The 14,113-nt window shown below is 69.0% G+C and carries 14 protein-coding genes; all 14 read left to right on the top strand.

The genetic code is table 11. From position 1 onward, the window contains the following. Positions 1-66 precede the first annotated feature (66 nt). The 14 genes from RWH44_RS06290 (at position 67) to RWH44_RS06225 (ending at position 13,973) form a co-directional block, all read left to right on the top strand. Entirely contained in the window at positions 67-1,356 is a 1,290-nt protein-coding gene (locus RWH44_RS06290; RefSeq protein WP_316003908.1) for an ABC transporter substrate-binding protein, read from the top strand. 70 nt (positions 1,357-1,426) lie between these two features. Beyond that, a complete protein-coding gene (locus tag RWH44_RS06285) occupies positions 1,427-2,401 on the top strand; it encodes a carbohydrate ABC transporter permease (RefSeq protein ID WP_316003907.1) in 975 nt (324 codons plus the stop codon). A 1-nt stretch (position 2,402) separates the two neighbouring features. After that, a complete protein-coding gene (locus tag RWH44_RS06280; RefSeq protein ID WP_316003906.1) occupies positions 2,403-3,239 on the top strand; it encodes a carbohydrate ABC transporter permease in 837 nt (278 codons plus the stop codon). Between the two features lie 115 nt (positions 3,240-3,354). Next, positions 3,355-4,149 (top strand): TIM barrel protein, encoded by a 795-nt coding sequence (locus RWH44_RS06275; protein ID WP_316003905.1) that lies wholly within the window; start codon positions 3,355-3,357, stop codon positions 4,147-4,149. Then, positions 4,146-5,693: a c-glycoside 3-oxidase CarA gene (gene carA, locus RWH44_RS06270; protein ID WP_316003904.1), complete on the top strand. Its 1,548-nt coding sequence runs from the start codon at positions 4,146-4,148 to the stop codon at positions 5,691-5,693. The genes RWH44_RS06275 and carA overlap by 4 nt, the downstream gene beginning before the upstream one ends. Positions 5,694-5,781: 88 nt before the next feature. Next, positions 5,782-6,189 (top strand): C-glycoside deglycosidase beta subunit domain-containing protein, encoded by a 408-nt coding sequence (locus RWH44_RS06265; RefSeq protein ID WP_316003903.1) that lies wholly within the window; start codon positions 5,782-5,784, stop codon positions 6,187-6,189. Then, positions 6,186-7,289 (top strand): sugar phosphate isomerase/epimerase family protein, encoded by a 1,104-nt coding sequence (locus RWH44_RS06260; protein ID WP_316003902.1) that lies wholly within the window; start codon positions 6,186-6,188, stop codon positions 7,287-7,289. Before RWH44_RS06265 ends, RWH44_RS06260 begins: the two co-directional genes overlap by 4 nt. Before the next feature lie 128 nt (positions 7,290-7,417). Beyond that, a complete protein-coding gene (locus RWH44_RS06255; RefSeq protein WP_316003901.1) occupies positions 7,418-8,458 on the top strand; it encodes a sugar phosphate isomerase/epimerase family protein in 1,041 nt (346 codons plus the stop codon). A gap of 26 nt (positions 8,459-8,484) precedes the next feature. Further along, complete coding sequence (locus RWH44_RS06250; RefSeq protein ID WP_316003900.1) at positions 8,485-9,267, top strand: nuclear transport factor 2 family protein; 783 nt, start codon at positions 8,485-8,487, stop codon at positions 9,265-9,267. 8 nt (positions 9,268-9,275) lie between these two features. Continuing rightward, positions 9,276-9,692 carry a C-glycoside deglycosidase beta subunit domain-containing protein gene (locus RWH44_RS06245; RefSeq protein WP_316003899.1) on the top strand — a complete coding sequence of 139 codons (417 nt, stop codon included), beginning with the start codon at positions 9,276-9,278 and terminating at the stop codon, positions 9,690-9,692. Then, positions 9,689-10,873, top strand: a complete 1,185-nt coding sequence (locus RWH44_RS06240) for a Gfo/Idh/MocA family protein (RefSeq protein WP_316003898.1) — start codon at positions 9,689-9,691, stop codon at positions 10,871-10,873. Before RWH44_RS06245 ends, RWH44_RS06240 begins: the two co-directional genes overlap by 4 nt. A gap of 14 nt (positions 10,874-10,887) precedes the next feature. Beyond that, on the top strand, positions 10,888-11,892 hold the full coding sequence (locus RWH44_RS06235; RefSeq protein WP_316003897.1) for a sugar phosphate isomerase/epimerase family protein: 1,005 nt from the start codon (positions 10,888-10,890) through the stop codon (positions 11,890-11,892). Positions 11,893-11,895: 3 nt separating this feature from the next. After that, positions 11,896-12,768: a ThuA domain-containing protein gene (locus RWH44_RS06230; RefSeq protein WP_316003896.1), complete on the top strand. Its 873-nt coding sequence runs from the start codon at positions 11,896-11,898 to the stop codon at positions 12,766-12,768. Between the two features lie 218 nt (positions 12,769-12,986). Further along, positions 12,987-13,973: a Gfo/Idh/MocA family protein gene (locus RWH44_RS06225; RefSeq protein WP_316003895.1), complete on the top strand. Its 987-nt coding sequence runs from the start codon at positions 12,987-12,989 to the stop codon at positions 13,971-13,973. Positions 13,974-14,113 lie beyond the last annotated feature (140 nt).

The raw sequence follows: 14,113 nt of genomic DNA, 5'->3' as shown, positions 1-14,113 counted from the left end.
CTGAATCACACAGCACTGGCGCTCCCACCGAAGGGCTCGCCGACAACGTCGTCAGAAAGGCTGGCCATGACTCAGCAACGCCGTGTCACGCGGATCGCAGGTCTTCTCGCTCTTCCCGTAACCGCCGCTCTCGTCCTCGCCGGGTGCTCCGGCTCCGGAGCGGGCGACGCGGGCGGTGACTCCAACGCGTTCACCTTCACGTTCGCCACCTCCAACAACCTCGAGAGCCCGTACGAGACGCTCGCGAAGGACTACATGGCGCAGCACTCCGGCGTCACGATCACGACGAACCCCACGCCGAACGACAAGTACGGCGAGACCATCCGCACGCAGCTCCAGGCCGGCAACGCCTCGGACGTCATCCAGACAACCCCTGGCTCCGGCGACGCGCGCGGCATCATCCCGCTCGCCGAGGCCGGCTTCCTCGAGCCGCTCGGCGACACCGCGACGAAGCTCATCATCCCCGGCAGCGAGTCGGTGTACACGATCGACGACAAGGTCTACGGCCAGCCGCTCGACTTCACAATCGGCTCGGTCGTCGCCAGCCTCGGCACCCTCAAGATGAAGGGGCTCACCGAGTTCCCCACGACCATGAGCGAGCTGAACACGGCCTGCTCGTCGCTCCAGGGCCAGGGTGCGTCGCTCCTGGCACTCGCCGGAGCCGCCGGTCCGAACGTCGGCCTGACGATCCAGGGCATCTCCGCTACGCGCGTCTATGCCCAGACGCCCGACTGGAACGAGCAGCGTTCCGAGGGCAAGGTCACCTTCGCCGACAGCCAAGGATGGAAGGACGCTCTGCAGACCTTCGTCGATCTCAAGGACGCGGGCTGCTTCCAGCCCGGCGCCGAAGGCGGTGGCTTCGATGCCATCACCAACGGGCTCGCGCAGGGCACCTCGGTCGGCAGCTTCATCCCCTCCGGCGCCGCCGTCGAGATCGCCAAAGCCGCTCCGGCTGAGGCGGAGTTCGCCGTCGAGCCGTTCCCGGCCGCCAAGAGCGGCCAGGAGATGATCCTGGGCAGCTCGAACTACACGCTCTCGATCAACGCGAAGGCCAAGAACAAGCAGGGCGCCGAAGACTTCCTCGCCTGGATGGCCGAGCCCGCCCAGCAGCAGCGCTACTACGAACTCTCCGGCGAGCTCCCCGTGTCGGCCTTCGACTCGCTCGATTTGTCGGGCACCATCTACGAGCCGGTCGCCGAGCTGCTCAAGGAGAAGAAGTACACGCCGCTGCCGAACAACGTCTGGCCCAACCCCTCGGTCTACGAGGCGCTGCAGACGGGCGGCCAGGGTCTGCTCACGGGTCAGACCACCATCGACCAGGTGCTGCAGAGCATGGACGCGGCCTGGGGCAACTGAGTGAATCCGCCGCCCGGTCCCCTGGGCCCGGGCGGCGGAGCCGCACCCCACCGAGGATGACGAGGACGCGATGAGCACCACCTTCCGAGCCGGCGAGGTCGCCGCCACCGAAACCGAGCGTGTGGTCCTGCCGCGTCGCGGCGGACGCCGCCGCACGGCTCCCGCCCCGCGCCGCAAGGGCCTGCTGAAGTTCGGGTACTGGTGGTGGGCTCTGCCCGGCATCCTCTTCGTCATCGGCATCCACTACGTCGCCACGAGCGTCGGAGGCTTCTTCGCCTTCACCAACTGGACCGGAATCGGGGCCTTCGAGCTGATCGGGCTCGACAACTTCGTGCGGATCTTCCAAGACCCGACCAAGCTCGGGGCGCTCTGGAACACCCTGTTCCTGGCTTTCGGATCGGTCATCCTCAGCAACGTGCTGGGTCTCGGCATCGCCCTCGGCCTCAACCGCGGCCTGAAGACCCGCTACATCCTGCGCACGCTCTTCTTCATGCCCGTGGTGCTGAGCCCCCTGGCCACGTCGTACATCTGGAAGTTCATCTTCGACTACAACGGCCCTCTCAACCTCGTCCTGCGCGGAATGGGCCTGGACTCGATTGCCCGGGCATGGATCGCCGACCCGACCTGGGCGATCTGGACCATCCTCATCGTCCTCGTGTGGCAGAACATCGGCTTCGCGATGGTCATCTACATGGCCGGTCTCGCCGCCGTTCCGGTGGAGATCGAAGAGGCCGCGGCCATCGACGGCGCCAACCTGTGGCAGCGCTTCTGGCACGTGACGCTTCCGTCCATTCGTCCCGCCGTCGCGATCGCCACCACCCTCGGCCTCGTGAACGGGCTGCGCGTCTTCGACCAGATCATGGCGCTGACCGGTGGGGGACCTGCCGCGGCGACGGAAACGCTCGCGACGCAGGTGTACAAGCAGTCCTTCGCCCTCGGCAACTTCGGCTACGGCGCCGCCCTGGCGCTGCTGCTGACCCTCATCATCCTGATCTTCGCGGTCATCCAGCAGCGCGTCACCGCGGATCGTTCGGAGGAGAACTGACATGTTCCGCTACACGAAGCTCACGGGACTCCGCGAATTCCTGTTCTGGGTCGCCGCGCTGGTCTTCCTGCTGCCCTTCTACTTCCTGATCACCACGTCGCTGAAGTCGGACCGCGAGGTCATCACGTCGTCGACCCTGGCGCCTCCGGCGGTGCCGGACTTCGGCAATTTCCTGAAGGTGCTCACTGCGACCGGTAACTCCAACGTGGTGATGGGCCTCGTCAACAGCATCATCATCACCGCCGGGAGCATCGTGCTGATGGTGTTGCTGGGCTCGCTCACGGGATACGTCATCGCCCGCAGCACGCGGCGGTGGAGTCGCGTGGTCTACTACTTGTTCCTCGTCGCGATCGTGCTGCCGACTCAGCTCGGCACCGTGCCGCTGTACATCGGTGCGCGCTCGCTGGGGCTCACCGGCTCGGCCTGGGGCATGATCATCCTCTACACCGGGATGCTGCTGCCGCTCGCGATCTTCCTCTACGCCGGGTTCTTCCGGGGCCTGGGCACCGAGTACGAGGAGGCGGCCACGATCGATGGGGCAACCCGCACGCAGATCTTCTTCCGCATCGTGCTGCCGCTCATGTCGCCCGCCACGGGAACGGTGGCGATCCTGGCGGGCCTGATCGTCTGGAACGACTTCTTCACCTCGCTGATCTTCCTCGGCGGCTCGGCCAACCAGACCCTGCCGGTCGCCATGTACTACTACATCGGCTCCCTGGTCTCGGCCTGGAACCAGATCTTCGCGATCGTCATCGTCTCGATGATCCCGATCCTCGCCTTCTACCTCTTCGCCCAGAAGCGCTTCATCCAGGGCTTCGCCGGCGGTCTGAAGGGCTGAGGCCCTTCCTCCACGACGCCGGAACACCGGCCTCACGGGCTGAGCCTGCCCAGATGGATGCCGCAGAGCGCGGCATCCGTCGACCGTCGCGCCCCGTCCCTCGAAAGGACCCCTCATGTACCAGCTCGCCCCCAACATCGAACTCCTCTTCACCGAGGCCGGCGACTACCACGACCGCGTGCGCGCGGCCGCGGCGGCGGGCTTCGACGCCGTCGAGATGTGGGGCCCGACCGGTGTCGACGCCCCGGCGACCCCGAAGAACCTGCCCGCGCTGAAGGCGGCGCTGGAGGAGACCGGCGTGCAGCTCACGGCGCAGCTCGCCGAGCCGCGCACGCAGTTCATGATCCCGCCGTGGGACCACTCGGAGTTCTTCCGCAAGCTCGACGAGGGCGTCGAGATCGCCCGCGAGCTCGGCTGCCCCCGCATCGTCGTCGGCAGCGGCACGGGCTTCGGCGGGTGGAAGCGGCAGGTGCAGCTCGACAAGCTCGTCGAGATCTACCGGAAGGCGATCGCGCAGATCGACGGATCGGGCGTCGGGCTGGTGCTCGAGCCGGTCAACGTCCGCGTCGACCACCCGGGCTCGCTCCTGGACCGCACCGCCGAGGCCGTGTACGTCGCTCGCGGGGTCGCATCGGCGCAGTTCGGGGTGCTCTACGACATCTACCACTCGGCCGTCGAGGGCGAGGACATGCAGGCCGAGCTCGCGAACGCCGGCGACCTCATCCACTACGTTCAGCTCGCCGACGCCCCCGGCCGCGGCGAGCCCGGGACGGGCTCCCTCGACTGGGCCGAGCGTTTCCGGCTGCTGCGCGACGGCGGCTACGACGGGCCCGTGGGCCTGGAGTACTACCCGACCACCGCGTCGGCGGCATCCGTCGCCCACGTCGTCGAGATCGCGCGCGCGGCATGAACGCCCGGCGTTATCCCGCAACGGTCGACGTCGTCATCGTCGGCAGCGGCCCGACCGGATCGGCCTACGCGCGCATCCTCTCCGAGCGGGCGCCGGGCACCACGATCGCGATGTTCGAGGTGGGCCCGACCGTGTCGGACCCGCCCGGCGCGCACGTGAAGAACATCGCCGACCCGGCCGAACGCGCCCGCGCCCAGGTGGCGTCGGAGGGGCCGGGGGAGCGCGGCGAGAAGGTCGCCAGCCCCGGCGCCGCGAAGGCCGGCGTGCGCGGAGCGCGACCGGGAACCTTCCTGCTCGAGGAGGGATACGCCTTCGACGGCGAGGACGGCATGCCCGTGGCCGCGATGTCGAGCAATGTGGGCGGGATGGCGGCGCACTGGACGGGCGCCTGCCCGCGCCCGAACGACAGCGAACGCATCGGGTTCCTCGACGATCTCGACGAGCTCCTCGACGAGGCCGACCGACTGCTGGGGGTCACCACCGATGCGTTCGATTCGGCGCCGTTCGGTGCGATCGTGCGCGAGCGGCTCTCGGCCGCGGTCGACGCGGGCCGTGTCGACCGGACCAAGGTGCAGCGGATGCCGCTCGCGGTGCACCGCCGCGAAGACGGACGCCTGGTGTGGTCGGGCTCGGACATCGTGCTGGGCGAGGTCACGCGGAGCAATCCGGCATTCTCGCTGTTCGACGAGTCGCTCGCCGTGCGGGTGCTCGTCGAGGGCGGGCGCGCGGCCGGGGTCGTCGTGCGCGACCTTCGCTCGGGCGCGGAGCACGTGGTCCGTGCGCGGTACGTCGTGGTCGCCGCCGACGCCCTGCGCACTCCGCAGCTGCTGTGGGCGTCGGGCGTGCGACCGGAGGCCCTCGGGCGCTACCTCAACGACCAGGCGCAGGTGGTCTACGCCTCGCGTCTGCGCGACATGCCGCCGCTCGCCGAGGATGCCCCGACGGCCGGGCTCGCCGAGTACAGCGGCGTGAGCTGGGTGCCGTTCACCGACGACATGCCCTTCCACGGCCAGATCATGCAGCTGGATGCCTCTCCGATCCCGCTCGCCGAGGACGACCCGGTCGTTCCGGGGTCGATCGTGGGGCTCGGTCTGTTCTGCGCGAAGGATCTGCGGGCCGAGGACCGCGTCGCCTTCGACGACGACCACGTCGACGGGTACGGGATGCCGGCTCCTCGCATCCACTACCGCCTCACCGACCGCGACCAGGAGGTCGTGGAGCGCGCCCGCCGCGAGATCACGCGGCTCGCCGAGGTGATCGGCGACCCGGTCGGCGACCAGCCCTTCACCCTGCCGCTCGGTTCGTCGCTGCACTATCAGGGCTCGACCCGGATGGGACTCGTGGACGACGGCACGAGCGTGTGCGACGTCGACAGCGAGGTCTGGGGCGTTCCCGACCTGTTCGTCGCCGGTAACGGCGTCATCCCGACCGCGACCGCGTGCAACCCGACGGTGACCTCCGTCGCCCTGGCCGTGCGCGGGGCGCGCAAGATCGCGTCCGTGCTCGCGCGGGACCGCTCCGCCGCCGTCTCGGCATCCGCCTGATGCTTGCTTATGCAGAAATCAGACATTAAAGTGTAGGAATCCAGACAAAGTGGTCTGCGGCCCCGGTCGCGCCGACGAGGAGGTCATCGTGATCCCGGATCGCATCATCGAACAGGGCACGCTGCGTGCCCACGACGGGCGGGTCGCCGTGGAGGTCCGCCTGCCCTGGTACCGGGCGCTTCCGGCCTCCTGCATCTCCGGCGCCGCGCTGACCGTCGACGGCGCCCAGGTGCCCGCCGCATCGCTGCGGTGGGAGATGAACGGCGTCGAGTCCACCTTCGAGGAGATGAAGGCCGACACGCAGTCGTGGTGGTTCCCGACCGACTCCGCCGTGCTCTCGGGGGACCTCGCGGTGGATGCCGGGGAGCACGAGGTGCGCGTGGACCTCGAGCTCTACATCCCGTACATCATCATCGCCGACGACCAGGTGCTGCACATCGAGGAGCACGACACCAAGACGATGACCGTCCGCCAGACCGAGGAGGTCGACGCATGACCGCTCAGAAGGGGACGCCGATCCAGGGCGTCACGCTCTACAGCTTCACCCGCGCGTTCCACGGCCGTGAGTACGACCTCGACCAGCTCATCCGCAAGACCGCGGCCGAGGGCTTCGGTCCGGGGCTGGAGATCATCGGCTTCTCGAGCTTCCGCGGCTTCCCCGAGATCGACGACCACTTCGCCGGCCGGTTCTCCGACCTCATCGACGAGGTGGGGCTCGTCCGCACCTCGCTCGCGGTGAACGCCGACATCGGCCTGCGCCCCGACGCGCTCATGAATCAGGACGAGCTGCTCGCCTACATGCGCAAGCAGATCGCGGCGGCGGCGAAGCTCGGCTTCCCCATCGCCCGCGTGCAGATCTCGATCACCCCCGACTCGATGGAGGCCTTGGCTCCCATCGCCGAGGAGTACGGCGTCACCCTCGCGCTCGAGGTGCACGCCGACCAGTACGCCTCGCACCCGCGCATCCTGGCGCTCCGCGATCGCTACGAGAAGGTCGGCTCGCCTTTCCTCGGCTTCACGATGGACTGGGGCGCCACCGTCACCGGCTTCGCGCCCTCGCTCATCGAGGCGTACCGCCGTCGCGGGGCGTCGGAGGAGCTGCTCGCCGCGGTCGTCGCCCTGTGGGACGAGTACTACGAGCAGGGTCCGCCCGCCGACCAGGCCGACCACGGTCAGCGCTTCGGCCGGTTCATCGGCCTCGCGCACCAGCACGGTCGGCCCGACCTGGGCATCGACTTCGGCATCAACGGCACGGGCTTGTTCGGCCCGGCGCGCGTGGACGACTGGCTCGAGATCATGCCCTGGGTACGCCACGTGCACGGGAAGTTCTTCGGCATCGACGAGAACGGGAACGAGCCCTCGGTGCCCGTCACCGACCTCATCACCCTCCTCGTCGACAACGGCTACAGCGGGGCCGTGTCCAGCGAGTACGAGGGCTGGCACTGGAACCACTGGCAGAGCCCGTTCGAGATCATCCGCGGCGAGCAGGCGATCCAGCGCACCGCCGCCGAGGCCGCAGGTTCCCGCATGATCACGGATGCCGCCGAGGCCCGCCGCGTCCTCGACGCCCACCTCGCGCACGCCGTCCGCGCCTGACCCTTCGACAAAGCTCAGGGACCGCCTTTCGACGACGCACAGGGGCTGACCGAGGTGGCTGAGCCTGTCGAAGCCACCGGGACCACGCCCACCGGCATCACCCTCCGACACGACACCCGAGGACCGTAATGACGAACGACACCGGCATCGCCGGAACCGGCATCCAGCTCGGCACGACGCTCTACTCGATGACGAGCGAGTTCGCCGCCGGCTTGTACACCCCCGAGACTCTCATCAAAGAGGTGCACGACCAGGGCATCGGCCCGGGGGTCGAGTTCAACTTCGCGCAGTTGCTGCGCTCGTACCCCGACGTCGACGCCGACTTCGTGAAACTGTGGTTCGACTCGCTCGAGAAGTACGGGCTCGAGGCCAGCGCCGTGGGCACGAACCTCGACATGGGCCGCCGCAAAGACCGAGACATGACGCCCGACGAGGAGCATGACTTCTTCGCCCGTCAGCTGAAATCGGCGCACACGCTCGGCTTCAAAAGGGTCGTCATCCGCTCCGCCGGGAAGGAGCTGCTGCGGAGCCTGTTGCCCCTCGCCGAGAAATACGACCAGAAGCTCGGCTACGAGATCCACGCCCCCTCGGGTCCCAACGATCCCAAGGTGCTCGAGATCCGGGAGGTGTACGAGGAGCTCGGCAGCGACCGCCTCGGCTTCACCGCCGACTTCTCCTCCACGATGCACTCGCTCTCGCCGACGCTGCTGCGCACGCTCGGGCAGATGGGCATGGACGAGAAGCACTTCCCCGTCATGGAGGAGATCTGGCACGAGCCCACGCCGATGCACGTGCGCAACCAGAAATTCGAGGACTACCTCTCGGGCGAGGGCGTGGATCCGCTCCGCTTCGGGCCGTTCACCCGTCTCGCGTTCAACATGCACGGCCTCGTCGCGCCGGAGGAGTGGCGCGACATCATGCCGCAGATCTTCCACGTGCACGCGAAGTTCTACGACATCGGTCCGGACGGGCAGGAACCCGCGATGGACATCCCGCGCATCGTGAAGCAGTTCGTCGAGGGCGGCTACCGGGGCTACCTCTCCAGCGAGTGGGAGGGGCACGCCTTCAGCGACCTCGGCGAGAGCGACCCCATCAACCTCGTCAAGAAGCAGCACGCGCTCATGCGCACGGCCATCGAAGACACCGTCGCGGCGCGTCAGCCCGCGTGAATCCGCACCATCACGAAGGAGTGAGCATGTCGAACACCACCGCCGAAGCATCCGTCTCCGAGCTCGTCGCCGAGGTCGCGCGTCTGCGCGAGCAGGTCGAGGCCGCCCACGCCCTCGCGCAGCGCGCCGAGGACCGCGGGCAGGTCGAGAACCTGTTCAACCGCTACATGTACCTGCACAACGCCTTCGAGGACGAGCAGATCATCCCGATGTGGGTGAAGGAGGGCACCGAGGGCATCCGCGCGCGCTATACCAACGCCGGTCAATACACGACCTGGCAGAGCGTGACCGACTACCACCGCGGCCGCCCCCACCCCGAGGGCAAACTCATCCTCCACGCCACGAACACCCCCGTCATCGAGGTCGCCGCCGACGGTGAGACCGCCAAGGGCGTGTGGATGATGGCGGGCACCGAATCGGGCCTGACCGACCGGAAGGTCGCCGAGGCGTTCCCCGACATGTACTCGCCCGAGGAGGTGCTCGGCAAGAAGGTCTGGGCGCACTGGGTGTGGTGCAAGTACGCCATCGACTTCCTCAAGCAGGACGGCGAGTGGAAGTTCTGGAAGTTCCGCTGCTACGAGCTCGCCCGCGCGCCCTTCGAGGAGAACTGGGTGGCGTTCGGCCTGAAGAACCAGGGCGCGTTCGATCTCGACCTCATGTACTTCGGCGACGACGGCAAGCCGGTCTTCATGCCCCCGGCCGACGAACCGGTGCCGTCGAAGAACCACCCGTACAGCCCCGAGACCACGCAGAAGCTCGAGCCCGTGCCGCCGGTGGCGCACGACCGCTTCACCGACACGTTCGCCTAGGAGTCCCGATGGCCACCCACAACTCGCTGTTCGCCGAGAAGGACGTCCGCCGCACCGACGACGGTCTCGCCGTCTCGGTGCAGCTGCCCTGGTACCGCAGCCTCTGGCTGTCGGCCGTCGACGACGTCGCCGTGACGGTGAACGGCGTCACCGTGCCGAAGGGCGACCTGCGCTTCTCGCTCGACGGTCGCGCCTACCGCGTGGAAGAACTGCCCGAGCAGTCCGAGACGCTGTGGTTCGTGGCCGACCGCCCCGACGTGCTCATCCACCTCGACGCCCCGCCCGCCGCGGGCGAGAAGGTCACGGTCGAGGTCGTGCTGACCATGCGTCTGCTCTACATGCAGATCATGCCGGGCGCCGACGGCGGCCCCGGGCGCTACGTCACCAACCGGGTTCCGGTCGAGCGCGAGCTGGTGCTGTCATGACGGCTCCGCTGCGCGTCGCCATGATCGGCTACGGCTTCATGGGCGCGGCGCACTCCGTGGGCTGGCGCCAGGCACCGCGGATGTTCGAGCTGCCACGAGCTGTCGAGATGACCGTCGTCGTCGGTCGGAACGCGGATGCCGTGGCATCCGCCGCCGAGAAGTGGGGGTGGAGCGAGTCGGCCACCGACTGGCGCGAGGTCGTCGCGCGCGACGACATCGACATCGTCGACATCGTCACCCCCGGCGATTCGCACGCCGAGATCGCGATCGCGGCGCTCGAGGCGGGCAAGCACGTGCTGTGCGAGAAGCCCCTGGCCAACACGGTGGCCGAGGCCGAGGCCATGGCCGAGGCGGCCGAGCGGGCGCGAGCCCGCGGCATCCGGTCGATGGTCGGCTTCACGTACCGCCGCGTGCCGGCCGTCACGCTGCTGCGCGACATGATCGCCGAGGGCGCCGTCGGCACCGTTCAGCAGGTGCGCGCGGCCTACCGGCAGGACTGGCTCGTCGACCCCGGGATGCCGCTCGCCTGGCGACTGCAGAAGGAGCACGCGGGCTCCGGTGCGCTCGGCGACATCGGGGCGCACATCATCGACATGACCCAGTTCGTCACCGGGCTCGGCGTCGAGAGCGTCACGGGGACGCTGGAGACGATCGTGAAGCAGCGCCCGCTTCAGGCCGCCGGTTCGGGGTTGTCGGGTTCGGCGGGCCAGGGCGTCGGCGACGTCACGGTCGACGACGCCGCGATCTTCACCGGACGCCTGGCCAACGGCGCTCTCGCCTCGTTCGAGGCGACGCGCTTCGCGACGGGGCGCAAGAACGCCCTCACGATCGAGGTGTCGGGGGATCGCGGGGCCCTGGCCTTCGACCTCGAAGACCTGAACAGCCTGCGCTTCTACGATCGCACCGCGCCCGAGGGGCGTCAGGGCTTCACGCAGGTGCTGGTGACCGAGCCGCAGCATCCCTACGTCTCGGCGTGGTGGCCCGCGGGTCACATGCTCGGCTACGAGCACGGGTTCAGCCACCAGGTGGTCGACCTGGTCGGCGCGATCGACTCCGGCACCGACCCGCACCCCACGTTCGACGAGGGGCTCAGCGTGCAGCGCGTGCTCGACGCCGTCGAGCGCAGCAACGACAATGATTCGGCCTGGACCGGCGTGGCCGCCGGCGTCCCGGTCGCCTGACGCGAAGGAGCATCATGGCCCGCCCGATCACCCTGTTCACCGGCCAGTGGGCCGACCTGCCCTTCGAAGAGGTCGCGCGCCTCGCCGGGGAGTGGGGCTACGACGGTCTCGAGATCGCCTGCTGGGGCGACCACATCGACGTCTCGCGCTGGGACGACGCCGATTACGTGCAGTCGCGCCTCGACATCCTCGAACGCAACGGCCTGAAGGTCTGGACGATCTCCAACCACCTCGTGGGCCAGGCCGTGTGCGACGACCCGATCGACGAGCGTCACCACGACATCGTCCCGCCGCGGGTGTGGGGAGACGGGGATGCCGAGGGCGTCCGGCGGCGCGCGGCGGAAGACCTCAAGAACACGGCGCGCTTCGCCGCGAAACTCGGGGTGAAGACCGTGACGGGCTTCACCGGGTCGAGCATCTGGAAGTACGTGGCGATGTTCCCGCCGGCCTCCGACGCCATGATCGAGCGCGGCTACGCGGACTTCGCCGAGCGCTGGCATCCGATCCTCGACGTGTTCGAGGAGGTCGGCGTGCGCTTCGCGCTCGAGGTGCACCCCTCCGAGATCGCCTACGACTACTGGACCGCGAAGAAGACGCTCGAGGCCATCGGGCACCGCAAGAGCTTCGGCTTCAACTTCGACCCCTCGCACTTCGTGTGGCAGCAGCTGGACTCGGTGGCCTTCGTGCTCGATTTCGCCGACCACATCTTCCACGTGCACTGCAAGGAGTCGACGACCAACCTCGACGGCCGCAACGGCGTACTCGGTTCGCACCTGTCGTGGGACAACCCGCGCCGCGGGTGGACCTTCGTCTCCACAGGACACGGCGACGTGCCGTGGGAGCCGCTCTTCCGCGCGCTCAACGCGATCGGCTACGACGGACCCACGAGCGTGGAGTGGGAGGACGCCGGCATGGACCGCCTCGTCGGCGGCCCCGAGGCCCTGGCCTTCGTGCGCAAGCTCGGCGAGATCACTCCGCCCCACCAGCTCTTCGACGCGGCGTTCTCGCAGAAGGGCTGACGCATGACCGACGTGCTGAACGTTCTCATCCTCTCGGGTCACATGACCATCGAGCACGACAACGCCCACCGCAGCTTCCGCCTGCACAACCAGTGGATCACGACGCTGCTGGAGGACACCGGTCGCTTCAAGGTCCGTGTGGTCGAAGACCCGCGGGGTCTCCCCGCGAGCGTCATCGACAAGTACGACGTGCTCATCGTCATCTTCGAGGGACGCGACGGCTACCACGACATGGCCACCGGCTTCGGCGCGGAGACGGATGCCGCGATCCTGCGCTTCGTTCACGACGAGGGCAAGGGGATCGTCTGGTTCCACGGCTCCGCGGCGCAAGAGGATCGGTGGGGGTACCCCGAGGAGTACAACGTCATGCGCGGAGCCAAGCTCAGCGCGTGGGAGACGGGGCTGCGCCCGCGTCCGTGGGGCGAGGCGCAGCTGCACACGGCCGAGCCCCGGCATCCGATCACCGAGGGCATCAACGCCACCTGGACGGTGACCGGCGACGACATCCTCGTCGGCGTGCAGATGTACGAGGGCGCCCAGGTGCTGCTGACGACCTTCGACGACCTCGAGGCGTACGAGAAGGCACCGGTGTGGCCGATGTCGCACTACCCGGTCGACATCCCTCCGGAGGGTATCGCGGCGCTGCCGGGCATCAACACCGAGCAGCCGCTGGCCTGGATCAACGAATACGGCGCGGGGCGCTCGTTCACGATCACGATCGGCCACGACATCGACACGTTCCGGCGCATCGAGTTCATCCGCATGTTCCCGCGCGGGGTGGAGTGGGCGGCGACCGGCGAGGTCACGCTGACGGGTCCGGATCGCCGCGGCGACCGCCGCATCAACCCCTGGCCGTACTACAACGGCGAGGGGTGACGGCAGAGCCGGCAATCGGGCGGCGTAACCGGGCGAGCATGCCGACCGTGCGCCGGGGAGTGCGGGTGGCGTGCCCAGGTGCGCGCCGGGGAGTGCGGGTGGCGTGCCCAGGCGCGCGCCGGTGCGTAACCCCGCGATAAACGCTGTCCGGTGCGAGAAACGCGGTGTCGCGGCGTTTACGGGTACGAACAGCGTTTATCAGTGGGGGTGGGACGGGCATGATCGGGATCGGGATCCTCGGGGCGGGCGGCATCGCGGAGCGCGCGATGGTGGAGCCCGCGCGGACGGTCGACGGCGTCGCGGTCGTCGCCATCGGTGCGCGTGACCCCGAGCGGGCTCGGGCGTTCGCCGACCGCCTCGACCTGCCGGCGTGGGGTGATTACGACGAGGTGCTCGCCGACCCGCGGGTCGATCTCGTGTACCTCGCGCTGCCGCCGATCATCCACGCCGAGTGGGCGACCCGGGCGCTCGCCGCGGGCAAGAACGTGCTGTGCGAGAAGCCCCTCTCGGCGAACGGAGCGACCGCGCAGCAGATCGCCGATGCCGCGGATGCCGCGGGGCGGCGGGCCTTCGTCGGATTCCACTTCCGCCTGCACGGCTTCATCCGCGACCTGCTCGACACGATCGCGTCGGGGGTGCTGGGCGAGGTGAAGCTGGTCGAGGTCGACTTCAGCATCCCGCACTTCGTCGTGCAGCCGGGCAACATCCGCCTCGACGGTGACCTCGCGGGCGGCGCGGTGATGGACGTCGGCTGCTATGCCGTCGACCTGCTCCGTACCGCCTTCGGCGAGCCCGAGGTCGTGTCGGCGACGGCTCAGACGTACGACGCCGACCCCCGCATCGACCTGCAGACCGACGCGGAGCTGCGCCTGCCCGGCGGCATCCCCGCCCTTCTGCGGGCCTCGTTCCTCGGTGACGACACGGGCGCCATGTGGGTGCGGGTCGACGGCAGCGAGGCGTCGCTGCTCGCGACGAGCGTGATCGTGCCGCAGTGGGGCGCGACGCTGACGGTGACGTCTCCCGACGGTGAGGTGCTGCGCGAGGTCGCGGCCGACCCGGCCGAGAACAGCTACGTCCGCCAGCTCGAGCACCTGCGCGACGTGCTCGCCGACGGATCGGAGAGCGTCCTCGACGCCCGCCGCGGCGTCGGCACGATGAGGGTGGTCGACGCGATCTACCGCGCGGCAGGGTTGCTGCCGCGCTGAGCCGGCGGCGTGCCCACCCCACGAGGACAGGGGATCACGCCGAGCCAGGCCGCCTCGGCGCGGGGTCGTCCTGTTCTCGCGGAATCCCCTGTCGGGGAACGCGGTCGGGGTCGGATCCCGTCGCCGGCAGACGTCTGCAG

This window comes from Microbacterium phycohabitans, from assembly GCF_032464935.1.
Lineage (GTDB): Bacteria > Actinomycetota > Actinomycetes > Actinomycetales > Microbacteriaceae > Microbacterium > Microbacterium phycohabitans.
Note: the sequence above shows the minus strand (reverse complement) of the source record. Positions and strands in the feature narration are given on the sequence as shown.

Coding starts and splice junctions, on each gene's coding strand:
- RWH44_RS06260 (WP_316003902.1), top strand. CDS start 6,186: ATGACCGCTCAGAAGGGGACGCCGATCCAGGGCGTCACGCTCTACAGC.
- RWH44_RS06275 (WP_316003905.1), top strand. CDS start 3,355: ATGTACCAGCTCGCCCCCAACATCGAACTCCTCTTCACCGAGGCCGGC.
- RWH44_RS06250 (WP_316003900.1), top strand. CDS start 8,485: ATGTCGAACACCACCGCCGAAGCATCCGTCTCCGAGCTCGTCGCCGAG.
- RWH44_RS06230 (WP_316003896.1), top strand. CDS start 11,896: ATGACCGACGTGCTGAACGTTCTCATCCTCTCGGGTCACATGACCATC.
- RWH44_RS06235 (WP_316003897.1), top strand. CDS start 10,888: ATGGCCCGCCCGATCACCCTGTTCACCGGCCAGTGGGCCGACCTGCCC.
- RWH44_RS06225 (WP_316003895.1), top strand. CDS start 12,987: ATGATCGGGATCGGGATCCTCGGGGCGGGCGGCATCGCGGAGCGCGCG.
- RWH44_RS06290 (WP_316003908.1), top strand. CDS start 67: ATGACTCAGCAACGCCGTGTCACGCGGATCGCAGGTCTTCTCGCTCTT.
- RWH44_RS06285 (WP_316003907.1), top strand. CDS start 1,427: ATGAGCACCACCTTCCGAGCCGGCGAGGTCGCCGCCACCGAAACCGAG.
- RWH44_RS06240 (WP_316003898.1), top strand. CDS start 9,689: ATGACGGCTCCGCTGCGCGTCGCCATGATCGGCTACGGCTTCATGGGC.
- RWH44_RS06255 (WP_316003901.1), top strand. CDS start 7,418: ATGACGAACGACACCGGCATCGCCGGAACCGGCATCCAGCTCGGCACG.
- carA (WP_316003904.1), top strand. CDS start 4,146: ATGAACGCCCGGCGTTATCCCGCAACGGTCGACGTCGTCATCGTCGGC.
- RWH44_RS06245 (WP_316003899.1), top strand. CDS start 9,276: ATGGCCACCCACAACTCGCTGTTCGCCGAGAAGGACGTCCGCCGCACC.
- RWH44_RS06280 (WP_316003906.1), top strand. CDS start 2,403: ATGTTCCGCTACACGAAGCTCACGGGACTCCGCGAATTCCTGTTCTGG.